Source organism: Streptomyces natalensis ATCC 27448 (assembly GCF_000935125.1).
GTDB lineage: Bacteria > Actinomycetota > Actinomycetes > Streptomycetales > Streptomycetaceae > Streptomyces > Streptomyces natalensis.
The window spans coordinates 19,964-45,219 of sequence record NZ_JRKI01000017.1; the positions used below are offsets into that span (position 1 = coordinate 19,964).

General features: G+C 71.9%; 22 protein-coding genes and 3 pseudogenes. 8 read left to right on the forward strand and 17 right to left on the reverse strand.

Going from position 1 to position 25,256, the window contains the following annotated elements; all coding sequences use genetic code 11:
* Positions 1-144: 144 nt before the first annotated feature.
* Both SNA_RS43750 and SNA_RS43755 read left to right on the forward strand, forming a co-directional pair.
* Positions 145-324: pseudogene (locus tag SNA_RS43750) on the forward strand (transposase family protein); the annotation flags it as partial.
* 208 nt (positions 325-532) lie between these two features.
* Positions 533-1,039 (forward strand): annotated as a pseudogene (locus SNA_RS43755) (ISAs1 family transposase); the annotation flags it as partial.
* Positions 1,040-1,198: 159 nt separating this feature from the next.
* Here the strand turns inward: SNA_RS43755 and SNA_RS42200 are convergent.
* Positions 1,199-1,465: a hypothetical protein gene (locus SNA_RS42200; RefSeq protein WP_157879889.1), complete on the reverse strand. Its 267-nt coding sequence runs from the start codon at positions 1,463-1,465 to the stop codon at positions 1,199-1,201.
* A gap of 479 nt (positions 1,466-1,944) precedes the next feature.
* Here SNA_RS42200 and SNA_RS39380 point away from each other — a divergent pair, with 479 nt between their 5' ends.
* The 3 genes and pseudogenes from SNA_RS39380 to SNA_RS39385 form a co-directional block, all read left to right on the forward strand.
* Positions 1,945-2,214: a helix-turn-helix transcriptional regulator gene (locus SNA_RS39380; protein ID WP_078969841.1), complete on the forward strand. Its 270-nt coding sequence runs from the start codon at positions 1,945-1,947 to the stop codon at positions 2,212-2,214.
* A 109-nt stretch (positions 2,215-2,323) separates the two neighbouring features.
* A complete protein-coding gene (locus SNA_RS11270) occupies positions 2,324-3,658 on the forward strand; it encodes a tyrosine-type recombinase/integrase (RefSeq protein ID WP_063894076.1) in 1,335 nt (444 codons plus the stop codon).
* 32 nt (positions 3,659-3,690) lie between these two features.
* A pseudogene (locus SNA_RS39385) lies at positions 3,691-3,807 on the forward strand (3-hydroxyacyl-CoA dehydrogenase family protein); the annotation flags it as partial.
* A 154-nt stretch (positions 3,808-3,961) separates the two neighbouring features.
* On the opposite strand, the gene SNA_RS11275 reads toward SNA_RS39385, so the two are convergent.
* The 8 genes from SNA_RS11275 to infC form a co-directional block, all read right to left on the reverse strand.
* Positions 3,962-5,194, reverse strand: coding sequence for a PP2C family protein-serine/threonine phosphatase (locus SNA_RS11275; RefSeq protein ID WP_044364627.1), 1,233 nt, complete (start codon positions 5,192-5,194; stop codon positions 3,962-3,964).
* A gap of 169 nt (positions 5,195-5,363) precedes the next feature.
* Positions 5,364-7,889 carry a phenylalanine--tRNA ligase subunit beta gene (gene pheT, locus SNA_RS11280; RefSeq protein WP_044364629.1) on the reverse strand — a complete coding sequence of 842 codons (2,526 nt, stop codon included), beginning with the start codon at positions 7,887-7,889 and terminating at the stop codon, positions 5,364-5,366.
* Positions 7,889-9,013, reverse strand: coding sequence for a phenylalanine--tRNA ligase subunit alpha (pheS, locus tag SNA_RS11285; RefSeq protein WP_030073551.1), 1,125 nt, complete (start codon positions 9,011-9,013; stop codon positions 7,889-7,891). Before pheS ends, pheT begins: the two co-directional genes overlap by 1 nt.
* Before the next feature lie 159 nt (positions 9,014-9,172).
* Positions 9,173-10,300 carry a sensor histidine kinase gene (locus tag SNA_RS11290; RefSeq protein ID WP_030073550.1) on the reverse strand — a complete coding sequence of 376 codons (1,128 nt, stop codon included), beginning with the start codon at positions 10,298-10,300 and terminating at the stop codon, positions 9,173-9,175.
* A gap of 82 nt (positions 10,301-10,382) precedes the next feature.
* Entirely contained in the window at positions 10,383-11,237 is an 855-nt protein-coding gene (locus SNA_RS11295; RefSeq protein WP_030073548.1) for a TrmH family RNA methyltransferase, read from the reverse strand.
* A gap of 175 nt (positions 11,238-11,412) precedes the next feature.
* Entirely contained in the window at positions 11,413-11,796 is a 384-nt protein-coding gene (gene rplT, locus SNA_RS11300) for a 50S ribosomal protein L20 (RefSeq protein ID WP_044364631.1), read from the reverse strand.
* A 101-nt stretch (positions 11,797-11,897) separates the two neighbouring features.
* Positions 11,898-12,092, reverse strand: a complete 195-nt coding sequence (gene rpmI, locus SNA_RS11305; protein ID WP_006607578.1) for a 50S ribosomal protein L35 — start codon at positions 12,090-12,092, stop codon at positions 11,898-11,900.
* 124 nt (positions 12,093-12,216) lie between these two features.
* The gene (gene infC, locus SNA_RS11310; protein WP_078969842.1) at positions 12,217-12,897 is read right to left on the reverse strand and encodes a translation initiation factor IF-3; all 681 of its coding nucleotides are present in this window, start codon (positions 12,895-12,897) and stop codon (positions 12,217-12,219) included.
* A gap of 344 nt (positions 12,898-13,241) precedes the next feature.
* Here infC and SNA_RS11315 point away from each other — a divergent pair, with 344 nt between their 5' ends.
* Positions 13,242-13,646 (forward strand): DUF1844 domain-containing protein, encoded by a 405-nt coding sequence (locus SNA_RS11315; RefSeq protein WP_044364867.1) that lies wholly within the window; start codon positions 13,242-13,244, stop codon positions 13,644-13,646.
* A 125-nt stretch (positions 13,647-13,771) separates the two neighbouring features.
* Here the strand turns inward: SNA_RS11315 and SNA_RS11320 are convergent, their stop codons facing one another.
* The 4 genes from SNA_RS11320 to SNA_RS39390 form a co-directional block, all read right to left on the reverse strand.
* Positions 13,772-14,521: an aquaporin gene (locus SNA_RS11320; protein WP_030073536.1), complete on the reverse strand. Its 750-nt coding sequence runs from the start codon at positions 14,519-14,521 to the stop codon at positions 13,772-13,774.
* A gap of 103 nt (positions 14,522-14,624) precedes the next feature.
* Positions 14,625-15,356, reverse strand: coding sequence for an SseB family protein (locus tag SNA_RS11325; protein ID WP_030073534.1), 732 nt, complete (start codon positions 15,354-15,356; stop codon positions 14,625-14,627).
* 59 nt (positions 15,357-15,415) lie between these two features.
* Positions 15,416-16,588 carry a type VII secretion-associated serine protease mycosin gene (gene mycP, locus SNA_RS11330; RefSeq protein ID WP_044364636.1) on the reverse strand — a complete coding sequence of 391 codons (1,173 nt, stop codon included), beginning with the start codon at positions 16,586-16,588 and terminating at the stop codon, positions 15,416-15,418.
* Positions 16,585-17,994, reverse strand: coding sequence for a hypothetical protein (locus tag SNA_RS39390; protein ID WP_241779612.1), 1,410 nt, complete (start codon positions 17,992-17,994; stop codon positions 16,585-16,587). The genes mycP and SNA_RS39390 overlap by 4 nt, the downstream gene beginning before the upstream one ends.
* A gap of 203 nt (positions 17,995-18,197) precedes the next feature.
* On the opposite strand from SNA_RS39390, the gene SNA_RS11340 reads away from it, so the two are divergent.
* Positions 18,198-19,427 carry an amino acid deaminase/aldolase gene (locus SNA_RS11340; protein WP_044364640.1) on the forward strand — a complete coding sequence of 410 codons (1,230 nt, stop codon included), beginning with the start codon at positions 18,198-18,200 and terminating at the stop codon, positions 19,425-19,427.
* Between the two features lie 36 nt (positions 19,428-19,463).
* Here the strand turns inward: SNA_RS11340 and SNA_RS11345 are convergent, their stop codons facing one another.
* The 4 genes from SNA_RS11345 to SNA_RS11360 all read right to left on the reverse strand — a co-directional run bounded on the left by SNA_RS11345 (position 19,464) and on the right by SNA_RS11360 (position 24,376).
* A complete protein-coding gene (locus tag SNA_RS11345) occupies positions 19,464-20,735 on the reverse strand; it encodes an HAD family hydrolase (RefSeq protein WP_030066732.1) in 1,272 nt (423 codons plus the stop codon).
* 99 nt (positions 20,736-20,834) lie between these two features.
* The gene (locus SNA_RS11350) at positions 20,835-21,623 is read right to left on the reverse strand and encodes a 3-oxoacyl-ACP reductase (RefSeq protein WP_030066731.1); all 789 of its coding nucleotides are present in this window, start codon (positions 21,621-21,623) and stop codon (positions 20,835-20,837) included.
* A complete protein-coding gene (locus SNA_RS11355; RefSeq protein ID WP_044364644.1) occupies positions 21,620-22,999 on the reverse strand; it encodes an aldehyde dehydrogenase family protein in 1,380 nt (459 codons plus the stop codon). Before SNA_RS11355 ends, SNA_RS11350 begins: the two co-directional genes overlap by 4 nt.
* Before the next feature lie 9 nt (positions 23,000-23,008).
* Positions 23,009-24,376 (reverse strand): glutamine synthetase family protein, encoded by a 1,368-nt coding sequence (locus SNA_RS11360; RefSeq protein WP_030066729.1) that lies wholly within the window; start codon positions 24,374-24,376, stop codon positions 23,009-23,011.
* 73 nt (positions 24,377-24,449) lie between these two features.
* Here SNA_RS11360 and SNA_RS11365 point away from each other — a divergent pair, with 73 nt between their 5' ends.
* Entirely contained in the window at positions 24,450-25,169 is a 720-nt protein-coding gene (locus tag SNA_RS11365) for a FadR/GntR family transcriptional regulator (RefSeq protein WP_030066728.1), read from the forward strand.
* Positions 25,170-25,256: the final 87 nt, after the last annotated feature.

Here is a 25,256-nt window from a genome sequence, read left to right on the forward strand (position 1 = left end):
TGGAAGACTGTGCCAGCCGACGCATCATCACCGATCCCACCTGCTCTTGATCAACTCCGTGAGCACCCACAGGTCGCGCCCGAGGACGTGTCAGGGCTGTTGGAGCGCCTGGCCGAGGTGCCCGATCCCCGTGACCCACGCGGAGTGCGGCATTCCCTGGTCGTCGTTCTCGCCCTGACCGCCTGCGCCGTGCTGGCTGGTGCGACGTCGCTGCTGGCAGTCGGCGAGTGGATCGCCGACACCCCCTCGCACGTGCTGGAACAGGTCGGCGTGCGCATCGACCCCCTGACCCCGCGTCGGTGCCTGCCGGCGGAGACGACCGTTCGGCGCCTGCTCGCCCGGATCGACGGCGACGCGTTGGACCGGTCGGTGGGCCGCTGGCTCGCCGACCGTCGCCCCGAGACGACTGGTACTGCCGGGCTGCGAGGACTGGCCGTGGACGGCAAGAGCCTGCGCGGCGCGGCCAAGGCCAGGGGCCGCAAGATCCACCTGCGCGCCGCTGGACCACACCACCGGCCTTGTCCTGGCCCAGCTGGACGTAGAGGAGAAAACGAACGAGATCACCTGCTTCCAGCCGCTGCTAGACACGGTTGCCAGCCTCACCGGCACCGTGGTCACCAGCGACGCGATGCACACTCAGCGCGAGCACGCCGCCTACCTCCTGGGCCGCGGCACCGACTACATCGTGATCGTTAAGGGCAACCAGAAGAAGCTCCGTAAGCAGCTCAAGTCCCTTCCCTGGCGGGAGATCCCGCTCCAGGGCCACACCAAGGGCACCAGCCACGGACGCTCTGAGATCCGCCGCATCAAAGTCGCCACCGTGCACAACCTGCTCTTCCCCGGCGCCCGGCAGGCCGTCCAGATCAAGCGCCGGCGCACTGACCGCAAGACTGGTAAGGCCACCATCAAGACCGTCTACGCCGTTACCAGTTTGACTGCAGAGCAGGCCCCCGCGACCCAGCTCGCGGCACTCGCGCGCGGTCACTGGGCGATCGAGGCCCTGCACCATGTCCGGGACACCACGTTCGCCGAGGACGCCTCCCAGCTGCGGACCGGCAACGCGCCCCGCGTCATGGCCACCTGGCGCAACCTCGCCATCGGAGCCCTACGGCTGGGCGGCGTCACGAACATCGCCGCCGGCCTCCGCCGAAATGCCCGCGACCCACGCCGGCCCCTCGCGCTCCTCGGCCTTACGTGATCACGAAACGGACAACAACCGACTTCGCCGAAGCCCTGGGTGGGTGGCTGCTTCCTCGGGGGTGGAGCGCCGGCCGACGGGCGGCGGTGCGGCGGCCCGGTCGATCTCCAGTTGTGTCGCCTTGCCCGCAAGCAGGCTCTCGCTCAGCTTGCCGGGACGGCCGAAGAGGTTGCCGAACAGGATGGGCACGCAACGGGCACGCAGGACGGAGCGAAGATCATCGAGTTTCGGCCCGCCGAGTCCAGACAAAAGAAAAACCCAGGTCACGGCGAGTGAGTCCTGGGGTTAATCCGAGCCGCCTTCGGGATTCGAACCCGAGACCTACGCATTACGAGTACAAAGGAAAACCATCTCGGCAGATAGCGGGCTGGGACCGTACCTATTCACCATCCACACCTGGCACCTCGCCCAGCGAGTGTATATCGAGGCTTCCACATGTATCGCCCCTCTGCGGGTTCACCATCGCCGAGGTAGACGCCGGTCCTGGCTCACGGCAGTTCGCCTACGGCAGACGCCCACGACTGGAGACCTGTTCGGAGACCATGTCAACGTACGGGTACTGGCAAAACCGCAGCTCAACGAGAGGATGGACGAGCGCCATGGAGTGCTATGCCCGAGAGCAAGAGCCGCATCTCAGCACCTTCCGAGGCCCCCAGTAGACGCGCTACCAGAATTTCCCGGCCTCACCAAACCCGAACTTCTCCGGATCATGGCGTGCATCGATGCTTCGCACCCTGGAGACCGGAATGCACGACCAGATCACGTCCACGTATGAAGCCGCGTTCCTGAATCTGAACCAGGCAGCCAAACATCTCGGAATTTCGCCGAACACCCTGTACGTCTGGCGCCACCGAAGGCAGGGTCCGCCGAGCTTCCGCATGGGGGGCCGCGTTATGTACCGGATCTCCGCGCTCAATGAATGGGTCATAGAGCAGGAGCAGGCGGATTCACGTTCCAACGCTGCTCGCAACCCCCTCCGTCAGAAGCCGGAGCAGCGCGCAGTTCGCACTCATTGAAGGCTGTGCATAAGTCCGAAGGTAGCACCTCGACCTTTCGGCGTGCCGACGCGCAGATTCCCACCATGCCATACAAAAATTCGTATTGAGACTGCAGGAGAACTTTCCCTTGGCGGGGTACATAGAAGACCGCTGGCTCAAGAAGAAGCCCAGCAAGGACACCGGGAAGCGGGAGCGAACAGCCCTGTGGGGCAAGGGCAAGCGCTACCGGGTGAAGGGTATTCCGGGCGTCCGGGACCGCTCGTTCGACACGAGCGAGGACGCGAAGCAGTGGCTCGCGAATGCGCGAACCGACACCACACGTGGCGAGTTCGTCGACCCCCGCGACGGAACGCTCCCCCTCGGCCAGTACATCGAGAAGCACTGGTGGCCGAACCGGTCGGATGAACCATCGACCGCCGCCCCGATGCGCAGCAAGATCTGGAACCACATCATGCCGTTGCTGGGAACAACAGCGCTCCGGGAGATCGACGCTGCCACCCTGCGCGCCTGGACGGCCCAGCTGCTGACGCGGGTCGAGGCATCCACAGCCCAGGTGATCTGGATTCACCTCTCCACGATCCTCGAAGCTGCCGTCGACGACGGACGACTGATCAAGAACCCCTGCAAGGCTCACCGGACGGTCAAAGCGCCCAAGCCCTCGCAGAAGAGGGCCAAGGCGTGGTCCAGGTCAACCGTGGATGCTGTCCGGGCTGGCCTTCAGGAGCGATACCACATCGCGGTGGACCTCGGCGTCGGCCTCGGCCTGCGCCAAGGCGAGGCGTTCGGCCTCAGCGAAGAGGACTTCGATTTCGATGCCGGCCTCGTACACATCCGCCGACAGCTGCGGTGGGACTCCAAGGGAAGGCCGTACTTCTGCCTGCCGAAGGGCGGGAAGACGCGATCTGTTCCCCTCTCCCCCAACCTCGCAAAGCGCGTCCAGGACCACCTGCGCCGCTTCCCTTCGGTCTCCTTCACGCTCCCGTGGCGCGACCCCGAGCCGCCGACGACCGAGCTGGAAGCGCGACAGCGCAAACCGATCACCGTCCGGCTGGTCCTGAGCACCTCCCAGGGCAATCGCATCAACTACGCGACGTGGAACAAGCGAAGCTGGCAGCCCGCACTCGCGGCGGCCGGTTGCCTGAAGAAGGCCGGCGAGAAGGTCGGAACGCACGGAGGCCGCACCCGTAGGTACCCCGTCTACGAACTCTCCCGCGCCGACATGTTCCACGTCCTCCGGCACACGTACGCGAGTACCCAGCTCGAAGCCGGCGAGTCGCTCGTCAGCGTGTCGGAGTGGCTCGGGCACGCCTCGCCGCAGACCACGCTGAAGCACTACGCTCACTTCATGCCCGACGCGGGCAAGCGGGGCCTCGCCGCCATGGACGAGTGGTTCGATCAAGATCCGCAACCGAATGTCCCTGAGAAGTCCCTGGACGCCCCGAAGACCCCGAGCGGGCCCTGAAACCGCAGGTGAGAGCGGTATCCGCGCACGGTGACACCATGTACGAGGAGTACAAGGAGCCCCTGTACGCCGCTCCCCCGCTGCTCGCGCGGATGGTGGACGCGGGGCGGCTCGGCCGCAAGTCGGGGTCGGGGTTCTACCCTTACTAGATGCGCGCGGCGGCGCCGCCAAGTGGCATTGTTTCAGGGGGAGTTCACTCCGGAGCAGGGCCAACAGCGGTGCCGCGCCCGGCGGCTCACACCACCATGTCGCCCCCGGCCCTGCCGGCCGACAGGCCGCGTAACAGGGCGGGCACCAGGGCCTTCAGCGCAGCGAACCGCGCTTCCCACGGGGCATGACGGCAACGGGAGTTGGCGTACGCGGCGACGGCTGCTGCGCCGGCACCCGCGCCGGGTCGTTGCGCAGTACCACCAGCGCCACGTCATCGGTCAGCCGCCCGCCGCAGTGCCGCAGCAGCGCCTCCCGTACGCCGGCGACCACCAGCGACGGCGCGCCGCCCGCCGCTCGCACGGCCGCGGCCAGTTCGTGCTCCAGGGGGAAGAACTCGCCCGCGCCGTTGCGTGCATCGGCCGCGCCGTCGGTGTGCAGGAACAGCGCCTCGCCGGGCCCCAGTCGGCCGCAGCCGACGGTGGGCAGTGCGTCGGGCAGCGGGAAGAGCCCCAGTGGCGGCAGCGGCTCCACGGACGCCAGCGGGGCGACCGCCGGGCCCGGCCGCGGCTCCCCGCCGCCGATCCGGTACGGCCACGGGTGCCCGCAGTTCAGCGCCGTCACCGCGCCGTCCTGGGCCACCTCCACCAACAGCAGCGTGACAAACTCCTCCGCGGCGCCGTCCGCCGCCTGCCCGCTGTCCGCCCGCTCGCACAGCTGCCGACGCTGCGACCGCTCCAACTTGCGCAGCACACCGGTCAGTTCGGGCTCGTCGTGCACCACCTCGCGAAAGCTGCCGAGCAGCGCCGCGACGGAGCCGAGGGCCGGCAGGCCGTGCCCGCGGACGTCCCCGATCACCGCCCGTACGCCGTGCCGGGTCGCCGTCACCTCGTACAGATCCCCGCCGACGACGGCTCCCTCGCTCGCGGAGAGATGGCCGGCGGCCAGCGTCAGCCCCTCGATACGGGACGGCAGCGGCCGCAGCAGCACCCGCTGTGTGGCGGTGGCGACCTCCCGGCTGCGCGCCAGCTCACGCAGCAGCCGCCGGCGGCGTCCCGCCGTCAGGTAACTGGCGCCGACCACGGCGAGGATCGCCCCGCAGGTCGTGGCCCGGGTGCCGAGCGGGGCCGCGGGCTCCACCGCGCCGAACGGCAGCATCGCGAGCAGCGCGCACACCCCGCCGAGCAGGACGCACTGGCGGCGGCCGGTGCCGGCGCAGGCGATGGCGGGCGCGGCGGCCAGCAGCTGGAGCAGCTGACCACTGCTCGGCCGGCACAGCTCCCAGAGCACCACACCGAGGACCCACACACCGGGCAGGACCAGGACGACGGCCCGTCGGACGCGCACCGCACCCGTGGACTGCCCGCCCCTCGCCCAGGCCCGGATCATGGCGATGGTCCCCCTAGTTCGACCGCCACGATTCTTACGGCGTCCGGGGCCGGTGCGGCGGGCCTGTCCGGTATCCCACTCGAACGGGTGAGGGCGTACGGGCCCGGAAACGGCTCCGGGGGCCGTGCGCGGTATGCGCACGGCCCCCGGGTCTCACGGCGGATCTGCGCTAGCCGCGCAGCACGGCCCCCGTGCGCTCCACCGCCGCCGCGACCGCCGCATCGCGGGCCGCCGAGGCTTCCTCGGCGGTCAGCGTGCGGTCCTCGGCGCGGAAGCGCAGCGCGTAGGCCAGGGACTTCTTGCCCTCGCCGAGCTGGTCGCCGGTGAAGACGTCGAACAGCCGCAGCGATTCGAGGAGTGCGCCGGCGCCGTCGCGCAGCGCGGACTCGACATCCGCCGACGGGACGCTGTCGTCCACGATCAGCGCCACGTCCTGGGTCGCGACCGGGAAGGCCGAGATCCGCGGGGCGCGCCGCGGCCCGGCGGCGGCCCGCTCGATGTGGTCCAGGTCGATCTCCATCGCGCAGGTGCGCTCGGGCAGGGCCAGGGTCTTGATGACCCGCGGGTGCAGCTCACCGGCGTGGCCGGCGAGGACCTCCTCGCCGTCGACGAGGACGAGCAGCGCCGCGCAGCGGCCCGGGTGGAACGGCGCGTGCTGGTCCTGACGCACGATCAGCTCGACGCCCGCCTCACGGGCGACGATACGGCCCGCCTCGACGGCGTCCGCCCAGATCGCCGGGCGACCCTCGTCCCACCAGCCGGCCTGCTCGCGGCCGCCGGCCAGGACCACGGCGGCGCGCCGCGGCTGGTCCGGGAGGGAGGCGTCCAGCGACGCGATGTCGTCGTCGCTCGGCCGGCGTTCGACCACCAGCCGGGCGGCCGGCTTCTCGTCGCCGGTCGGCCGGAAGACCGGGCCGGTCTCGAACAGCGCGAGGTCGTGCGTGCCCCGGCCCTGGTTGCGGCGCAGCGCGCCCAGCAGCCCCGGGAGCAGGGTCGTGCGCAGGTCCGGCTCCTCGTCGCTCAGCGGGTTGACGAGGGTGACGGCGACCCGGCGCGGGTCGTCCGGCTCGATGCCCAGCTGGTCGAGGATCTGCGGGCCGGTGAACGGGTAGTTCAGCGCCTCGACATAGCCCGCACCGGCCAGCGCGCGGCCGACCCGGCGGTGCAGCCGCTGACGCTCGGTCAGCCCGCGGCCGGCCGGCGGCTTCGGCAGGGTGGAGGGGAGGTTCTCGTAGCCCTCCAGCCGGATGACCTCTTCGGCCAGGTCGTTGGGGTCGGAGAGGTCCGGCCGCCAGGACGGCACGGTGACGACCAGTTCGTCCTGCCCGTAGACGTCGCAGCCGACCTGCTGGAGGCGGCGGACGACGGTCTCCCGGCCGTATTCCACACCGGCGACCTTGTCGGGGTGGTTGGCGGCCACGGAGATCGTGCGCGGTCCGCGGGGCGAGACGATCTCGGTGACGCCGTCCTCGGCGGTGCCGCCGCCGAGCAGCACCAGCAGATCGACGGTGCGCTGCGCCGCGGCGGAGGCGGCCTCGGGGTCGACCCCGCGCTCGAAGCGCTTGGCGGCCTCCGAGGAGAGCTTGTGCCGGCGAGCCGTACGGGCGATGGTGATCGCGTCGAAGTGCGCGGCCTCCACCACGATGTCGGTGGTGCCGCGCAGCTGTCCGGTCTCCGGGTCGGCCACCGCACCGGCGATCTCGGTGTTGGCGCCGCCCATGACACCCGCGAGGCCGATGGGGCCGCGGTTGTCGGTGATGACCAGGTCCTCGGCGTCCAGCACCCGCTTGGTGCCGTCCAGAGTGGTCAGCTTCTCGCCGGGCGTGGCGCGGCGGACGCCGATGGGGCCGTCGACCGTGGCGCGGTCGTAGGCGTGCAGCGGCTGGCCGAGCTCCAGCATCACGTAGTTGGTGATGTCGACGGCGAGCGAGATCGGGCGCATGCCCGCCTTCTGGAGGCGGCGCTGGAGCCAGATCGGGGAGCGGGCCTCGACGTTCAGACCGGTGATCGTACGGGCGGTGAAGCGGTCGCAGCCGATCGGGTCGGCGACCTTGACGGGGTAGCCGCCGGCGTTGGGCGGCGGGACGTCCAGCAGCGCCGGGTCGCGCAGCGGCAGCCCGTAGGCGGTGGCGGTCTCGCGGGCCACACCGCGCATCGACAGGCAGTAGCCGCGGTCCGGGGTGACGGCGATGTCCAGCACCTCGTCGACGAGCTCCAGCAGCTCGATGGCGTCGGTGCCGACCTCGTACTCGGGCGGCAGCACGATGATGCCGTGCGTGCCGTCGTCGCCCATGCCCAGCTCGTCGCCGGAGCAGATCATGCCGTGCGACTTCTTGCCGTAGGTCTTGCGCGCGGCGATCTTGAAGTCACCGGGCAGGACGGCGCCGGGGAGCACGACCACGACCTTGTCGCCGACCGCGAAGTTCCGCGCGCCGCAGACGATTTCCTGGGGCTCGCCGGTGCCGTTGGCGTCGCCGACGTCGACGGTGCAGAAGCGGATCGGCTTCTTGAAGCCCTCCAGCTCCTCGATGGTCAGCACCTGGCCGACGACGAGCGGGCCCTTGAGGCCCTCGCCGAGGCGCTCGACGGTCTCGACCTCCAGGCCCACCGCGATGAGCTTTTCCTGTACGTCACGACCGGTTGCCGTGGCCGGCAGGTCGACGTACTCCCGCAGCCAAGAAAGCGGGACCCGCATCAGATCTCCATCCCGAACGGCCGGGTGAACCGGACGTCGCCTTCGAACATGTCACGCATGTCTTCCACGTTGTGCCGGAACATCAGCATCCGGTCGATGCCGAACCCGAAAGCGAAACCGCTGTACTTCTCCGGGTCCACACCACAGGCGATGAGCACCTTGGGGTTGACCATGCCGCAGCCGCCGAGCTCGATCCAGCCCTCGCTGGAGCAGGTGCGGCAGGGCCGGTCGGGGTTGCCCACGGACTCGCCACGGCAGACGTAGCAGACCATGTCCATCTCGGCGGACGGCTCGGTGAACGGGAAGTAGTTCGGCCGCAGCCGGGTCTTCATGTCCGGGCCGAACAGCGCCCGGACCATGTGGTCGAGGGTGCCCTTGAGGTCGGCCATGGTCAGGCCCTCGTCGACGGCGAGCAGCTCGATCTGGTGGAAGACCGGGGAGTGCGTGGCGTCCAGCTCGTCGGTGCGGTAGACCCGCCCCGGGCAGACGACGTAGACCGGCGGCTCGCGGTCGACGAGCGTACGGGCCTGCACCGGCGAGGTGTGGGTGCGCAGGACGACGCCGGACTCATCGCCCTTCTTGCCGTTGCCCTGGACGAAGAAGGTGTCCTGCATCTGGCGCGCCGGGTGGTCCGGCAGGAAGTTCAGGGCGTCGAAGTTGAACCACTCGGCCTCGACCTCGGGGCCCTCGGCGACCTCGTAGCCCATCGCGACGAAGACGTCGGCGACCCGCTCCATGAAGGTGGTCAGCGGGTGCCGGGCGCCGCCCGGGGTGCGGTCGTAGGGCAGCGTGACGTCCACCGCCTCCTCGACCAGCACGCGGGCGTCGCGCTCCGCCTCCAGCTCCTCCTGGCGGGCCTTGAGGGCCTGGTTCACGCGGCCGCGGGCCTGGCCGACGCGCTTGCCGGCGTCCGCCTTGGCGTGCGGGGGCAGGGCGCCGATCTCGCGGTTGGCCAGGGCGAGCGGCGAGCGGTCGCCGGCGTGCGCGGCCTTCACCTCACGCAGTGCCTCCAGAGAGTCCGCGGCGGCGATGGCGGCCAGCGCCTCGTCCAGCCGGGCGGCGATCTCTTCCGGTTTCAGGGCTTCGACCTCGACAGGGTCGTACGACTTATTGGGTGCGGACATCTCTTCCCGTGCTTCCGGTGGACTGGCTTGGCTTGGCTCGCGTCGCCTCGGCTCGCCCGCGATGCTGGTGCGCCAAAGGTGCCAAAGGTCAAGTCTAAGGGGGACGGCCGACGCGGCAGGTCCGAGCCCCGTCACTGGGGACGCCCGCCGCCGTCTCCGTCAGCCCATGAAGGCCGGAGCCGCGACGGGCAGGCTGAATCGGAACTGTGCGCCGCCGGCGGGGGCCCGGCCGACCGTGATCGTGCCGCCGTGTGCCTCGACGATGCCCTTGACGATGTACAGGCCCAGGCCGGTGCCGCCGCGCTTGCTGCCCCGCCAGAAGCGGGTGAAGACACGGCTCATCGACTCCTCCGGGATGCCGGGGCCCTCGTCGCTCACGGTGACGGTCGTCCCCTCCGTGCTCGTCGCCTCCGATGCTGGTCCGACCTCGATGGTGACGGTTCCCTCGCCGTGGCGCACCGCATTTTCCAGCAGGTTGCCCAGCACCTGGTCGACCTTGTCCGGGTCCGCCCACAGATCGGGCAGCGGCTCCAGCATCCGGATCAGGAAGCGGTCGGGCTGCTGGCCTGCGGTGGTCTGCGCCTGGACGTGCCGGCGCACGGCGGCGATCATGTCCACCCGCTGGCGGCGCACCTCCAGCCGCCCGGAGTCGATCCGGGAGATGTCCAGCAGTTCGGCGATCAGCCGGGTGACCCGGTTGGCGTCGGCGTCGACCGTCTCCAGCATCAGCCGCTTCTGGTCGTCGGTGAAGCGTTCCCACTTCTGGAGGAGGGTGGCGGTGAAGCCCTTGACGGAGGTCAGCGGCGAACGCAGTTCGTGGGCGACGGTGGCGATCAGCTCGGCGTGGCTGAGCTCCGTACGCCGCCGGGCCTCGGTGCCGCGCAGCCCGATCACCAGCCGCTGGACGGGCCCCGTGGGACCGCTGCGGACATAACGGGCGGAGACCAGCACCTCGCGCCCGCCGAGCAGCAGATTGCGCTCGGGCTGCCCGCGCCGGATGGCGAGCCCGCCGTACGGGGAGGTCAGCTGCCACCAGGCGCGGCCTTCGAGGTCCTGGAGGGGCAGGGCTCTTTCCAGGGGGTGGCCGAGGGCGCGCCGGGGGTCGATGCCGGTGATCCGGGCGGCCGCGGCGTTGAAGGTGACCACCCGCCCGGTCTCATCGGCGACCACCAGGCCGTCGGGCAGGTCGTCCGGGTCGAGCCCGGGGCCCGCGGCGGCCGACGGTCCCTCGGCGGCCGACGGCCCGTTGTCCTTGGTGACTGTGCTGCCGGAAGTCCTCACACCCATCCCCGTTACCCCCTTCCGGGCCCCCGAGCACGCCACCCTACTAGCTCGGATCTCCTGTGCCAGGAGATCCGCCGGACACCCCTCAGGCGGGTGACACCGCGCGGCAGCCGCCGGCCGAGCGCTGGGCCCGCGCGGAGGCGTAGAGGCAGACCGCGGCGGCGGTGGCGAGGTTGAGGCTCTCGGCCCTGCCGTGGATGGGGACGCGGACGACGGCATCGGCCAGGGCCCGGGTCTCCTCCGGCAGGCCCCACGCCTCGTTGCCGAAGACCCAGGCGGTGGGGCCGCCCATGGAACCGGCGTCCAGCTCGCCGTCCAGGTCGCGGTCGCCCGCGCCGTCGGCGGCCAGAATCCGTACGCCCGCCCCCTTGAGCCCGTCGACCACGCGCTCCACGGGGACGCCGACCGCGACCGGGAGGTGGAAGAGCGAACCGACCGAGGCCCGTACGGACTTGGGGTTGTACAGGTCCACCGAGGCGTCGGTCAGCACGACGGCGTCGGCGCCCGCGGCGTCCGCGCAGCGCAGCACCGTCCCCGCGTTGCCCGGGTCGCGGACGTGGGCGAGCACCGCGATCAGCTGCGGGCGGGCGGCGAGGATGTCCTCGAACGGCGAGTCCAGGAAGCGGCAGACGCCGAGCAGGCCCTGCGGGGTGACGGTCTGGGAGATCTCGGCGACGGTCCTGTCGTCGGCGAAGTGCACCCGCACCCCGGCCGCGCGGGCCGCCTCGACGATCTCGGCGTGCCGCTCGGCCGCCTCGACGGTGGCGAACAGCTCGATGAGCGTGGGGACGCCGTCCGTGCGGTGCGCGATGGCCTCCCGTACGGCCTGCGGGCCCTCGGCGATGAACCGGCGCTCCTTGCCGCGAAAGGCGCGGCGCGCCAGCCGCCGGGCGGCGGAGACACGCGGGGAACGCGGGGAGATCAGCTCGGGGGTGCCCATGGGCGGCGGCTCGCTTCTTTTCGCTCGGTACGGGGGCCGGGCCGTGGCTGCCCGGTCCGGAAACACGGCGGACCCGCAGGCCGGGCCTGCGGGTCCGTATCACGACGGCGTCGTCACCACGTCGTCATCGCGACGTGGTCATCGCCGCGTCGTCACCACGTCTTCGGGCTGAGGATCAGGCAGCCTTCGGGGCGTTGACGTCGCTCGGCAGCGCCTTCTGCGCGACCTCGACCAGCGCGGCGAACGCGTTGGCGTCCGTCACCGCGAGGTCGGCCAGGATCTTGCGGTCCACCTCGATGTTGGCGGCCTTGAGACCCTGGATGAAGCGGTTGTAGGTCATGCCGTTGGCGCGGGCAGCGGCGTTGATGCGCTGGATCCACAGCTGACGGAAGTCGCCCTTGCGCTTCTTGCGGTCGTTGTAGTTGTAGACGAACGAGTGGGTGACCTGCTCCTTCGCCTTGCGGTAGAGGCGGGAGCGCTGGCCGCGGTAGCCGCTGGCCTGCTCGAGGATCGCCCGGCGCTTCTTGTGGGCGTTGACTGCCCGCTTGACGCGTGCCACTTGTTAACTCCTTGTAGCGGGGCCGCGGATGTATTCACGCGGCCCGAGTCGATTGAGTCCCGGTCCGAGTCGCGCGCCCCGGGTCTTCGGGGCGCCGCGGCTCACTTGCCGAGAAGCTTCTTGATCTTCGCGGCGTCGCCCGGGGCCATCTCGGCGTTGCCGGTGAGGCGACGCGTCACGCGGGACGACTTGTGCTCGAGCAGGTGGCGCTTGCCTGCGCGCTCGCGCAGCACCTTGCCGGAGCCAGTGATCTTGAACCGCTTGCTGGCACCGCTGTGCGTCTTGTTCTTCGGCATGCGCCGTTCTCTCCTCGTCAGTGGCGCTCCCACCGGGCACGGGGCGGCCCGCGGGAGCGTCAGATGTATCGGTTGGTGTCCGGGGCGGGTGCCCCGGCTTTCATCCGGGGCGCACGCCCGCGAATCACGCCTCGGCGGGCTCCCCGGCGGGCTCCTCGGCGTGCTCCTCCGCGGGAGCTCCGCCCTGGCGCTCCGCCTTGCGGGCGGCCTGCGCCTCACGGGCCTCGGCCATCGCCTCGGTCTTCTTCTTGTGCGGACCGAGGACCATGATCATGTTGCGGCCGTCCTGCTTGGGGTTCGACTCGATGAAGCCGAGCTCCTGGACGTCCTCCGCGAGCCGCTGGAGCAGACGGAAACCGAGCTCCGGGCGGGACTGCTCGCGACCACGGAACATGATCGTGATCTTGACCTTGTCACCCTGCTTGAGGAACCGGACGACGTGACCCTTTTTGGTGTCGTAGTCGTGCGGGTCGATCTTCGGCCGGAGCTTCATTTCCTTGATGACCGTGTGCGCCTGGTTCTTGCGCGCCTCACGGGCCTTCATGGCCGACTCGTACTTGAACTTGCCGTAATCCATGAGCTTGCAGACCGGCGGACGTGCACTCGCCGCCACCTCGACCAGGTCGAGGTCGTACTCCTGAGCAAGCTCCAGGGCCTTGGCAAGCGGAACAATCCCGACCTGCTCGCCGCTGGGACCGACAAGTCGCACTTCGGGAACGCGAATCCGGTCGTTGATGCGGGGCTCGGTGCTGATGGATCCTCCTCGGTAGCACCACGCGACGGCCTGGCGGACTGCCGCGCATATGTCTGTTTAGGTGTGACCAACCGCGCCGGTACATGCAAAACGCCCCGGACGGGACACAGGCGGGGCTCCGGAACTGAACCAGGAGCACCGCCGCGAAGTCTCCGCGGGGCGCAGCCGGACCATTGACCCGCCAACCTGAGGTCGGCCGGGTGGGAGATCGGAGCCTCCACTTGTGGGCCGGTCACATAGGTGTCCGGCCGGTCGCTCACCCAGAATACACGAGTCAAGGGGGGAACCCCACTTCTCGCCCCGCGCTTCCGCGCCCGCACTCCCGGCCGCGGGGTCCGGCGGCGGGCGTCCTAGGCTGGAGGCATTCCCCTCAGCAGGAAGTGAAGCACCAGGACATGAGCGAGACGACCCCGCAGCAGCCCGAGCAACCCGCCGCGCACCCGGCGGATCCGGCCGGCCCGTCGGGCCCCGGCTTCGAGGACATGACCCGCGATATCGCGGAGGTGCCGGCGGTCGAGGTGATCACGACGGTCGCGGTGCATCTGATGAGTTCGGCGGCGGTCAACCTCGGGCTCGCCGAGGGCGGCGAGGACCACAAGGACCTGGACGAGGCCCGCAAGCTCATCCATGCGCTGGCCGGACTGGTCACGGCCAGCGCCACCGAGATCGGCTCGTACCACGCCGCGCCGCTGCGGGACGGGCTCAAATCGCTCCAGCTGGCCTTCCGGGAGGCGTCGGTGGTGCCGGACGAGCCGGGGCAGGGTCCCGGGGAGAAGTTCACCGGTCCCGTCCACGGCTGACCGCCACGACGCCGTGTGCACCCCGACGAGCCCCGGCCGCTGTGGCCGGGGCTCGTCGTCGTACGAGGGCATCGTCGTACGAGGGCGTCGTCGTACGAGGGCGGAAGGATGTGCCGGTGGCCGCTCTAGACGCGTTCGCCCGGCGCGGACTCGTCGGTGGCCGCCTCGTCCGCGATCTGACGGGGCTCGTGGGGCGGGTGGGTGATCTGGTGCACCACGGCCGCCAGTGCGCCGCCGATCAGCGGGGCGAGGATGAACAGCCACAGCTGCGCGATGGCGCCGCCGCCCGCGAACAGGGCCGGGCCGATGCTGCGGGCCGGGTTGACGGAGGTGCCGTCCAGCGGGACGCCGATCAGGTGAACGGTGCCCAGCGCCAGGCCGATCGCCAGGCCGCCGAAGCCGAGCACGGCCACCCGGTGTGTGACCGACAGCACCACGAAGACGAACAGGAACGTCATCACGATCTCGGCGACGAACGCACCGCCCAGGTTGAGGTGCACCGCCGAGCGGTCGCCCCAGCCGTTGGTGCCGAAGGCGTCGTGGGTCCCCAGGCCCGGCACCTGCTTGGCGACCAGGAAGAGCAGGGCGGAGCCGACGATCGCGCCGAGCAGCTGGGCGATCCAGTACTCGGCGGCCGTACGGACGCCGATCCGGCGGGCCAGCAGCATGCCGAGGGTGACGGCCGGATTGATGTGGCAGCCCGAGATCGGGCCGAGGGCATAGGCCAGCGCCAGCATGACGAAGCCGAAGGCCAGCGCGATGCCGAAGGTGCCGATGTATTCGCCCGCCAGCACGGCCGCGCCGACGCCGAAGAACACCAGGAGCAGCGTGCCGAGGAATTCGGCCACGAGGGTCCGGGTCTGCGTGGTCTCCATGGGCTCTCCTCCCGCGGATCAAGAGCTCTGCGATCTTGAGCTCTTCTCATGGTGAGCCCGGGGAGGCGGATGCGCCCGTCGGAGGGAGCGCGGCCGGCCGGTGTCAGCGGCGGTAGAGCGGGGTGTCGGCGCCGTCTGTACCCGGTGGCAGAAGGGCCAGGTCGAGGCCGCGGACCAGGCGTGCGCGCAGCACCTCGTCGGTGGCCAGCGCTTGCGCCAGCCGCTGGGCGACCTCGGCGGTGGGCGCGTCCGGCGTCAGGCCGAGGGCGAGGGTCGCGTCCGTCTCGTCGGACGGCAGGAGACGGGCGAGCGCAACGGCCGGTTCGGCGGCCAGCAGGGTGCGCAGCGCGCCGGTGACGGCCGGATCGGCCAGCGGGTCGGCGGTGGTGCGGCCCTCGGCCAGGGCGCGCAGGGCGGCGCCGGTGAGCTGGTAGGTCACCGGGCCGGCGAGGTCGATGACGACGGTGTCGGCCTTCTCGTGGGCGGCGGCCAGGAGGGCCTGGCGCATCGGCACCGCCACCGGGCGGGCGTCGGCGCGCCAGCGAACGAGGGTCTCCATGGAGGTGAAGGCGGGCAGGGCGCGGCGGCCGTCGGGGGCGGTGAGGGTGGGCACGGCCATATCGCTGGTCTTCTCGCGCTTGAGCCCGTCCGCCCCGGTCTCCACCTCGCCGAGCACGGCGACGACGGGCACCAGGACGCGCGCGCCGGCCAGCGCCGACAGCAGACCGGGCTCGGTGCTCCGGTCCCGGTCGTAGGCGGCCAGCGCCTCGGTCACCGCCGGATCGGCGGAGCCGTCGTCGTCGCCGAAGCCGGGGTCGGGGATGTTTTTCTGCACGCCGGTGAGCGTATCGGCTGGGGTTCGTGCGCCCGCCGCGCGGGGCCGCCGGGTGCCGGTCAGGTGCGGGGGCGGGTGCGCCACAGGACGGTGCCGGCGGTCACGAGGAGGACGCCGATGCCGCCCGCGGTCCAGGGGATCCAGGACGCGGGGCTGCCGATGCCGTCGGGCTCGGGGGTGGGGCCGGGGCCGAAGTAGCGCCTGGCGTAGGCGGCGGGGGCCGGTTTCTCGGGCGCGGGCTTGAGGCCGGCGGCCCGTTCGAGGGCGGCGGAGGCGTCCGCCAGACCGGCGCCGAACGCGTCGTCGCGGCCGCCCTGGGGGGTGTCCTGGGCGGTGGCGGCCAGGAGCTGTTTGATCTGGGCCGGGCTCAGGTGGGGGTATTGGGCGCGGATCAGGGCGATGGTGCCGGAGACCAGGGCGGCGGCGGGGCTGGTGCCGTTGCCGTTGTAGTAGGTGCGGTCCGGGTTGGACATGATGATGGTGTCGCCGGGTGCGCAGACCGTCGCGTACCAGTGGCGGGTGGAGAACGGGGTGCGCCGGCGCTGCTGGTCGATGGCGGTGACGGCGATGACGCCCGGGTAGGCGGCGGGGTAGGAGATGTGGTCGCCCTTCTCGCCGCCGTTGCCCGCGGAGGCGACGACGGGGATGCCCTTGCCGAGGGCGTACTGGATCGCGGCGTCCTCGCGCGGCTCGGGGTGGGCGGTCTCGCTGTCGTCGCCCAGGGACATGTTGATCACATCGGCGCCGTGGTCGGCGGCCCAGCGGATGCCGTCGGCGAGGGCCCCGGCCTTTTCGGTACGGGCCCGGTCGCGCTGGGGGTCCTTGTCCTCCAGGATGACGCGGACGGGGAGGATCTTGGCCTCGGGGGCGATGCCGAGGACGCCGTCCTGGCGGCCCGCGCCGTGGCCGTGGCCGGCGATGACGCTGGCCATACCGGTGCCGTGGTCGGCCCACTGCCGGTCGCCGGGCCCGGCGCCGAAGCCGACCAGGTCCTTCTCGGGCAGCACCTGGCCGGTGAGGTCGGGCTGGGTGGCGTCGACTCCGGTGTCCAGGACCGCGACGGTGATCCCCGCGCCCTTGGTCGCGCGCCATGCGTCCTGGGCGTGCATCGCCTGCAACGCCCATTCCTGGGCGCGGACGGTGTCGGCGCGGGCGGACAGCGACGGCAGGACGGTCAGGGCGGCCGAGGCGAGGGCGAGAGCGGCGGCGCGCCGCACGGTCGGACGGCTCACGGCTCCTCCGTGGTCTGGCCGGGGATGCCCGCCGCCTTGCGCAGGATGGCTTCGGTGCGGTCGGCGAGCGCCTTGGCGTCGTTGCCGAGCCCGGACTCGGCGGGCGCGGTGGTGGTGCCGGGGCGGACCGCGGACTCTGCGGGCTGCGGGTCGGTGACGGTGCGGCCGTCGGCGAAGCCGGAGACGGCGTAGACGACGACCGGGACGTCGGTGAGGATGCGGACCGTCCAGCTCGCGCGCTGGGCGCGGCCGAAGCCGGCGGCCGGGGTGCCCTTGGCGGCATAGGGCAGCGGCAGCATGGTGGTGCGGGCGCCGAGATTGTCGGTGCTGAAGCGGGAGTTGAGCTTCAGCATGCCCGGTGCGTCGGACTTGGTGGTCAGGGCGCCGACGGTGATGACGCTGGAGCGGGTGGCGTCGGTATAGGTGGCGCGCATCAGCCGGGTGCAGCCCGCCGGGGCGAGCGCCTTGGCCAGGGCCGGGTCGAGGGCCTGCGCGCAGCCGCCGTCAGGGGCGACGGCGATCCGGGTCCAGCGCCGGTCGGAGCCGCCGGGGCCGACGCCCAGGCCGTCGATGGTGCGCGGGAAGAGGGTGTCGACGGGGGTGTCGTGCCACAGGTCGCGGCCCTTGGCGAAGGAGTCCGCGGGGGTGGGGGCCGCGTCGGCGGCGCCGGTGAGCCAACTCCCGGCCGCGGCACCGCCGATCAGACCCATGCCGAGAACCAGGCAGGCGGCGATGGCCAGCCGGCGACGGCGGGACCGGGGCGCTCGCGCTCCAGGTGCGGCCGACGGGCCGGCGGCGCCCCGATACGGTCCGGTGGCCGCGCCAACCGGCCGGGAGGGGCGGGGAGTCGGCGGCGCGGCGGGGGTACGGCCGCGGGCCCGGCCGCCGTTCCAGAGCGCCTGGCTGTTGGCGAGGTGGAAGGCGGCCGTGTCCTGGAAGGACGCGGAGCGCCTGGGCGGGGGTGGCGTTGCCGGAGCGGCCGGCGGAGCCTGGCGCGGGGGCGGCGGCGCGGCCTGCGGGGCCTGGCGCGGGGGCGCGGGCGGGGCGGGCGGGGCGGCCGGGTGGGGCGGCGTCCGCGGAGCGGCCGGCGGCTGCGTACGGGGGCGCAGCGGCGCGGGCGGCGGGATCGCGGGGCGCGGCGGGGCCTGCGGGGGCAGCGGGGTGGCGGCCGGGCGCCCGGGCTGGTGTGGCGTTGCCGGTGCGGGCGGCGCGTCCTGGCGCGGCGGCACGGACGGGTCGGCGGGCACCGCGCGCAGCACGGTGGTCCGTGGATCCGCGTCGGGTGAGGCGGGCCGGCGCCTGGGCCGGGGCGGCGGCGCCGGTGCGGCCGGCGCGTCCTGGCGCGGCGGCTGCGGGGGTATGGGAGGGGTGTGCTGCGTGCCCGCGCAGTCGGCATCGGTACCCACCCGCGCTCCCCCTTGCGCCGCTTCGGCCCGGCCCCGATCCGCAATCGGGGCACGGTGGTTCGTATCCGGACATGATGCCGCTGACCTGCTGGTTGCGGCGTGCCGACACTGTAAGGGCTGCGGCCGTCGACGCTCCAACCTGTGTCCGCTCTGTCGCAATCTCTCCCCTACCCAGTGGTAGTCGACTCTGGCAGGCTGCGGCCATGCCCCACTACCCCGCCGCCGCAGATGCGGTATATGGCGACAAAGCCTCTTACGACCGGGCGACCGCCCACCTGGACGCGCCGCTGGCCGTCGTCGATCTGCGGGCCTTTGACGCCAACGCGGCCGATCTGGTGCGCCGTTCGCAGGGCAAGCCGATCCGGGTGGCGAGCAAGTCGGTGCGCTGCCGGGCCCTGCTGGAGCGGGTGCTGGCGCGGGACGGCTTCGCCGGGATCATGAGCTTCACGCTGGAGGAGTCGCTGTGGCTGGCCCGTTCGGGCTTCCCGGACGTCCTGCTGGCGTATCCGTCGGCGGACCGGGCCGGATTCGCCGAGCTGACGGCCGATCCCAAGCTCGCGGCGGCGGTGACGGTGACGGCCGACGACCCGGCGCAGCTGGATCTGATCGATGCGGCGCGGCCGGCGGGCGGTGCCGGCGAGGAGATCCGGGTGTGCCTGGAGCTGGACACCTCGTACCAGGTGCTGGGCGGGAAGGTGCGGATCGGTGCGCGGCGCTCGCCGCTGCGGGATCCGGGGCGGATCGCGGAGCTGGCGCGGCTGGTGGTGCGCCGTCCGGGGTTCCGGCTGGTGGGGCTGATGGCGTACGAGGGGCATGTGGCGGGGGTGGGCGACGAGGTCGCCGGGAAGCCGGTGTTCTCGCGGACGGTCCGGGTGATGCAGGCGGCGGCGCGCAAGGAGCTGGCGCGGCGGCGCTGGGAGGCCGTGCGGGCGGTGCGGGCGGTGGCGCCGCGGCTGGAGTTCGTCAACGGCGGCGGGACCGGCAGTGTGCAGCACACCGCGGCGGAGGCTGCGGTCACCGAGGTCGCGGCCGGATCGGGGCTGTACGTGCCGCGGCTGTTCGACAACTTCCGCTCGTTCCGCGGGCGTCCGGCGGCGCTGTTCGCCCAGCCGGTGGTGCGCCGGCCGGGCCCGGGGGTCGTCACGGTGCTGGGCGGCGGCTATCCGGCGTCGGGGGTGGCGGGCGCGGACCGGCTGCCCGAGCCGTATCTGCCGGCGGGGCTGCGCTACGACCCGCAGGAGGGGCCCGGCGAGGTGCAGACGCCGCTGCTGGGGGCGGCCGCGGACGGGCTGGCGCTCGGGGACAAGGTGTGGTTCCGGCACGCCAAGGCGGGCGAGCTGTGCGAGCGGTTCGCGGAGCTGCACCTCGTCGACGGGGACCGGGTGGTCGCGACGGTGCCGACGTACCGGGGCGAGGGCCGCACCTTCCTGTGACGGTACGGCCCCGGCTCCGGCCGGCCCTGGGTGCGGTCAGCCGTGGATGCGGTCGCTCTGGTCGGGTACGACGGTGCCGTCGGCGCGGCGCAGCGGGCCCAGGCTGCCGTCGGGGCGGGTGGCGCCCTCGGTGGAGCAGGGGTAGCTCCCGGACTTGCGGGGCAGCGGTGCGATGAACATCGGGTTGACCACCCAGCGGCCGTCGGCGTTGTCGTAGCCGCGGCACATCAGCTCGTTCTTGTTGCGGTTGAGGGCCAGATGGGCGCCGGTGGCGTCGCCGACGAAGGTGACATCGGTGTCGGCGTCGCCGCCGCCGAGCGCGATCCGGTGCGCCCGGTCCTGCTGCCGCCAGGCGGCGGCGCCCTTGACGTGGAAGATCTCCTGGTTGATCCAGCAGCGTTTGCCGTCGATGTAGGGGATCACCTCGCCATGGCCGTCCCTGACGTCGCCGCAGCCGCGGATGCCGGTGGTCAGCCTGCCGTCGCGGACGATGCTGCGGACGCCGAGGGTGTGTGCCGGGTCCACGCCGACCCCGCCCGACCATGCCTCGGCGACCGTCTCCGCGGTGGCCGAGACGATGTAGACGTCGAATCCGGCGGCCTTGAGGGTGCGGATCAGGTCCTTCTGCTGATCGTAGTAGCGGATGTAGCCGGCCAGCTTGTGGGTGCCGACGGTCTGTTGGGCGCCGACGGGTGCGGCGAGGTTCTCGGCGCGGGCCTGGCGGGCGTAGGCGGTGAGCTGCCCGGGGGTCAGCCCGGCGAACAGCTGGGGCACCCAGGCGTATTCGGGTTTGGTGCGGCGGTGGTTCCAGCTGCCGGCGAAGGCGTCCGCGCCGTCCATCGTCCTGGCCTCGCCGCGGATCTCCAGGATCTCGTCGGTGCAGGGGGCGTTCCCGGCGGTGGGCAGCGGCCGGCCGGGCGGGACGGCGGTGCCGCACGCCTTGGTCAGCGCGCGGTCGGCGGCGTCGGTGAGCCAGGGGCTGGTGTTCTTCCAGCTCCGGGGCCGCAGGATCTTGTCGTGGCGCAGCGCCCAGGCGAGCGTGGCATCCGAGATGTCGTTCTTGACGACGGTGTTGTCCCAGTCGAAGGCGGCTACGGGGCGCGGGCCGTGGTGGCCCGAGCAGGTGCCGCGCTCGTCGATCATTTTCTGGAGGCGGGCGCGGTTGTCGCCGTACCAGGGGATCGTCGTCGAGAGCTGCGGGCAGCGTTCGGGTGCGCGGGGGTGTGCCGCGGCGGTGGCGGGGAGGGTGGTGGCGGCCAGCACGGTGGCCGCCGTCAGGCCCGTGGCGAGGCTGTGGGGGATGCGCATTCGTCCTCCAGATGCCGGACAGGAAGACCGGGACCGGCACGTGGTGGTGCCGGTCCCGGTGACCGAAGGCGGAAGGTGACGGGGTTTCAGAAAGTGAGATTACAGCGGGGTGACGTATGCGCCCGCGATTCCGCCGTCGACGAGGAATTCCGCGGCGTTGACGAACGAGGAGTCGTCACTGGCGAGGAAGGCGACGGCGGAGGCGATCTCCTCGGGCTCGGCGAACCGTCCTACCGGGACGTGCACCAGGCGGCGCGCGGCGCGCTCGGGGTCCTTGGCGAACAGCTCCTTGAGCAGCGGGGTGTTGACCGGCCCCGGGCACAGCGCGTTCACCCGGATGCCCTCGCGGGCGAACTGCACGCCCAGCTCGCGGGACATCGACAGCACGCCGCCCTTGGAGGCGGTGTAGCTGATCTGGGAGGTGGCGGCGCCCATGACGGCGACGAAGGAGGCGGTGTTGATGATGGAGCCCCTGCCCTGGCGCTGCATATAGGGCAGGGCGTGCTTGCAGCACAGGTAGACGGAGGTGAGGTTGACCTCCTGGACGCGCTTCCAGGCGTCGAGTCCGGTGGTGAGGATGGAGTCGTCGTCGGGCGGCGAGATACCGGCGTTGTTGAAGGCGATGTCGACCGAGCCGTAGGTGTCGAAGGCGGCCTTGTAGAGCGCCTCGACCTCGTCGGAGTCGGTCACGTCGACCTTGACGAAGAGCCCGCCGACCTCTTCGGCGGCCTTCTTGCCGGCCGTCTCGTCGATGTCCGCGCACACGACGTTGGCGCCTTCGGAGGCCAGCCGGCGGGCGGTGGCCAGGCCGATGCCGCTGCCGGCTCCGGTGATCACGGCGGTACGGCCGACGAGGCGGCGGCACACTGCGGTCTGGTCGTCACTCACGAGGACTCCTCTGTGCTGATGAAGATGTTCTTGGTCTCGGTGAAGGTGCGCAGCGCGTCCGGGCCCAGCTCGCGGCCGAGGCCGGACTGCTTGAACCCGCCGAAGGGGGTCCAGTAGCGCACGCTGCTGTGGGAGTTGACGGAGAGATTGCCCGCCGCGACGGCCCGGGAGACGCGCAGGGCGCGGCCGACGTCGCGGGTCCACAGGGAGCCGGAGAGGCCGTAGTCGGTGGCGTTGGCCAGGCGTACGGCGTCGGCCTCGTCGTCGAAGGGCATGACGACGGCGACCGGGCCGAAGATCTCCTCGACCGCGCTGCGGTCCTCGGGGCGGCCCTCCAGAACGGTGGCCGGGTACCAGAAGCCCTTGCCGGCCGGGGCCTCGCCGCGGATGGCGGCCGGGGCGTCCTCGGGGACGTAGGACCGTACCCGCTCACGCTGGGCGGCGGAGATCAGCGGGCCCATCCTGGTGGCCGGGTCGGCCGGGTCGCCGGCGGTGAAGGCCAGGACGGCGGGCTCCAGCAGCTCCATGAAGCGGTCGTAGACGCTCCGCTGGACGAGGATGCGGCTGCGGGCGCAGCAGTCCTGGCCGGTGTTGTCGAGGAAGGAGCCGGGGGCGGCGGCCGCGGCGGCCTCCAGGTCGGCGTCGGCGAAGACGATGTTGGGGCTCTTGCCGCCGAGTTCCAGGGTGAGGCGTTTGGTCTGTTCGGCGCAGCGGGCGGCGATCTGGCGGCCGGTGGCGGTGGAGCCGGTGAAGACGACCTTGGCGACGCCGGGGTGGTCGACCAGTGCGGTGCCGGTCACGGGGCCCTCACCGGGCAGGACCTGGAAGAGGCCCTCGGGCAGCCCGGCCTCCAGGGCGAGCGCGGCGAGTCTGAGCGCGGTGAGCGGGGTGGTCTCGGCGGGTTTGAGCAGGACGGCGTTGCCCGCGGCGAGCGCGGGGGCGGTGCCCCAGGCGGCGATCGGCATCGGGAAGTTCCAGGGGGCGATGACCGCGACGACGCCGAGCGGCTCCTGGACGGTGATGTTCAGTCCGCCCGCGACCGGGATCTGGGTGCCGGTCAGGCGCTCGGCTCCCCCGGCGGCGTAGTGCAGCAGATCGCGGACGTTGCCGGCCTCCCATTCGGCGTTGCCCAGGGGGTGGCCCGCCTCGGTCAGCTCCAGTTCGGCGAGCTGCGGGATCTGGGCGTCGACGGCGTCGGCGAAGCGGCGCAGGAGGCGGGCGCGGTCGCCGGGGGCCACGGCGGCCCAGGCTTCCTGGGCGGCGGCGGCCCGGCGGACGGCGGCGTCGACCTCGGCGGGCGAGGGGGGGGGGACGGTGGCCACCACTTCCTCGGTGGCCGGGTTGAGGATGTTCAGCTCGTGCAGACCATGGGACACGGTGGTTCCTTACATGCGCTCGAAGGAGCGGAAACGCTCCCAGTCCGTGACGGCGGCGTCGTAGGCGTCCTGCTCGACGCGGGCCATGTGGCGGTAGTGCGCGACGACCTCGTCACCGAAGGCGGCGCGGGCGATCGGGCTGGCCTCCCACAGCTCGGCGGCCTCGCGCAGCGTGGTCGGGACGTGCGCGGCGTCGCCCGCGTAGGCGTTGCCGGTGGTGGCCTCGGGCAGCTCCAGCTCGTTCTCTATGCCGTACAGCCCGGCGGCGACCATGGCGGCGACGGCGAGATAGGGGTTCACATCGCCGCCGGGCAGGCGGTTCTCCAGGCGGTGGGCGCGGCCGTGGCCGACGACCCGCAGCGCGCAGGTGCGGTTGTCCGGGCCCCAGGCGACTGCGGTGGGGGCGAAGGAGCCGGGGCGGAAGCGCTTGTAGGAGTTGATGTTGGGGGCGTAGAAGAGCGTGAAATCGCGCATCGCGGCGATCTGGCCTGCGAGGAAGTGCCGCATGGTCTTCGACATGCCGTACGGGCCACCGTCGTCGGCCATGACGGGCCGGCCGTCCTCGTCCCGGAGCGAGAGGTGGATATGACAGGAGTTGCCCTCGCGCTCGTCGTACTTCGCCATGAAGGTGAGCGCCATGCCCTCCTGAGCTGCGATCTCCTTGGCGCCGGTCTTGTAGATGCTGTGCTGGTCGCAGGTGGTGAGGGCGTCGTCGTAGACGAACACGATCTCGTGCTGGCCGAGGTTGCACTCGCCCTTGGCGGACTCGACGGTCATCCCGGCCGCGCCCATTTCGTTGCGGATACGGCGCAGGACGGGCTCGATGCGGCCGGTGCCGAGGACGGAGTAGTCGCCGTTCCACTGGTTGGCGGGGTTCATGTCGCGGTAGCCGCGTGACCAGGCGTCCTCGTAGGTGTCCTTGAAGAGCATGAATTCCAGCTCGGTGCCGGCGTAGGCGGTCCAGCCGCGCTCGGCGAGCCGGTCGAGCTGGCGGCGCAGGATCTGGCGGGGCGAGGCGACGACCGGGGAGCCGTCGTGCCAGGCGAGGTCGGCGGTGATCAGGGCGGTGCCCGCGTTCCAGGGGGTGCGGCGCAGGGTGGCGGTGTCGCCGTGCATGGCGAAGTCGCCGTAGCCGCGCTCCCAGGAGGACATCTGGTAGCCGTCGACGGTGTTCAGGTCGACGTCGACGGCGAGGAGGTAGTTGCAGCCCTCCGTGCCGTGGTCGAGAACGGTGTCGAGGAAATAGCGGGCGGCGAACCGCTTGCCCTGGAGCCTGCCTTGCATATCGGTGAAGGCGAGGACGACAGTGTCGATCTCCCCGGTGTCGACGAGGACCCTGAGCTCCTCGACGGAGAGCGGGGGCGTGCGGTCTGCCACGGTATTGCCTCCTGTCACTGCATCCGGAGGTCATAAGGTAGGCACACGAACCATTGATTGGGAAGGGGTGACGATGGACGGGACATCCGACCGGCTGACGCCGGTGCTGCGACCGGTGCGGGCGGGCAACGGTTTCGAGGAGGCGCTGGAGCAGATACTCCAGATCGTCCGGCTGGGACTGGTGGGGCAGGGCGAACGGCTTCCCGCGGAGCGGGAGTTGGCCGAGCGGCTGCACATCAGCCGGGTCACCCTGCGCGAGGTGCTCAAGGTCCTCCAGGACGAGGGCCTGGTGGAGAGCCGGCGCGGGCGCTACGGCGGCACCTTCGTCCGCGTCCGTACGGAGAACCCGGGCGAGGCCGAGCTGCGCCGCCGCATCGAGAAGATCGACGTCGAGGACACCCTGCGCTTCCGGGAGGTGCTGGAGGTGGGCGCGGCCGGGCTGTGCGCCACCCACGGGCTGTCGGACGAGGCGGCCGGCCGGCTGCGCGGGGCGCTGGCGGCGACCCAGGAGGCCCCGCTGGCGGACTACCGCCGGCGCGACACCCTGCTCCATCTCACCCTCGCCGAGCTGTCCGGATCCCCGTCGCTGGCCGCCCAGTACGCGGCGGTACGGGCGAACGTGAACGACCTGCTGGACTGCATCCCGCTGCTCGTACGCAATCTGGAGCACTCCCAGACCCAGCACGCCGCGCTGGTGGAGGCCGTGCTGGACGGCGATGCGGACGGGGCGCGCGAGGTGATGCGGGAGCACTGCTGCGGGACGGCGGCGCTGCTGCGCGGGTTCCTTTCGTGAGACTTGCCGGGCTCGTGAGGCTCGGGAAACCTGCCTGTTACGAGATTTTCCCGCCGGGGTCTTGCGCTCGGCCAACCCGAAGACAAA

What these genes read in the sequence shown, in the direction of transcription:
- rpmI (WP_006607578.1), bottom strand. Translation starts at nt 12,092, where the DNA reads ATGCCGAAGAACAAGACGCACAGCGGTGCCAGCAAGCGGTTCAAGATC.
- SNA_RS11295 (WP_030073548.1), bottom strand. Translation starts at nt 11,237, where the DNA reads ATGGGCACCCCCGAGCTGATCTCCCCGCGTTCCCCGCGTGTCTCCGCC.
- SNA_RS11290 (WP_030073550.1), bottom strand. Translation starts at nt 10,300, where the DNA reads ATGGGTGTGAGGACTTCCGGCAGCACAGTCACCAAGGACAACGGGCCG.
- SNA_RS11320 (WP_030073536.1), bottom strand. Translation starts at nt 14,521, where the DNA reads ATGGAGACCACGCAGACCCGGACCCTCGTGGCCGAATTCCTCGGCACG.
- pheT (WP_044364629.1), bottom strand. Translation starts at nt 7,889, where the DNA reads ATGCGGGTCCCGCTTTCTTGGCTGCGGGAGTACGTCGACCTGCCGGCC.
- SNA_RS39380 (WP_078969841.1), top strand. Translation starts at nt 1,945, where the DNA reads ATGCACGACCAGATCACGTCCACGTATGAAGCCGCGTTCCTGAATCTG.
- SNA_RS11315 (WP_044364867.1), top strand. Translation starts at nt 13,242, where the DNA reads ATGAGCGAGACGACCCCGCAGCAGCCCGAGCAACCCGCCGCGCACCCG.
- pheS (WP_030073551.1), bottom strand. Translation starts at nt 9,013, where the DNA reads ATGTCCGCACCCAATAAGTCGTACGACCCTGTCGAGGTCGAAGCCCTG.
- SNA_RS11275 (WP_044364627.1), bottom strand. Translation starts at nt 5,194, where the DNA reads ATGATCCGGGCCTGGGCGAGGGGCGGGCAGTCCACGGGTGCGGTGCGC.
- SNA_RS11365 (WP_030066728.1), top strand. Translation starts at nt 24,450, where the DNA reads ATGGACGGGACATCCGACCGGCTGACGCCGGTGCTGCGACCGGTGCGG.
- SNA_RS11340 (WP_044364640.1), top strand. Translation starts at nt 18,198, where the DNA reads ATGCCCCACTACCCCGCCGCCGCAGATGCGGTATATGGCGACAAAGCC.
- SNA_RS11345 (WP_030066732.1), bottom strand. Translation starts at nt 20,735, where the DNA reads ATGCGCATCCCCCACAGCCTCGCCACGGGCCTGACGGCGGCCACCGTG.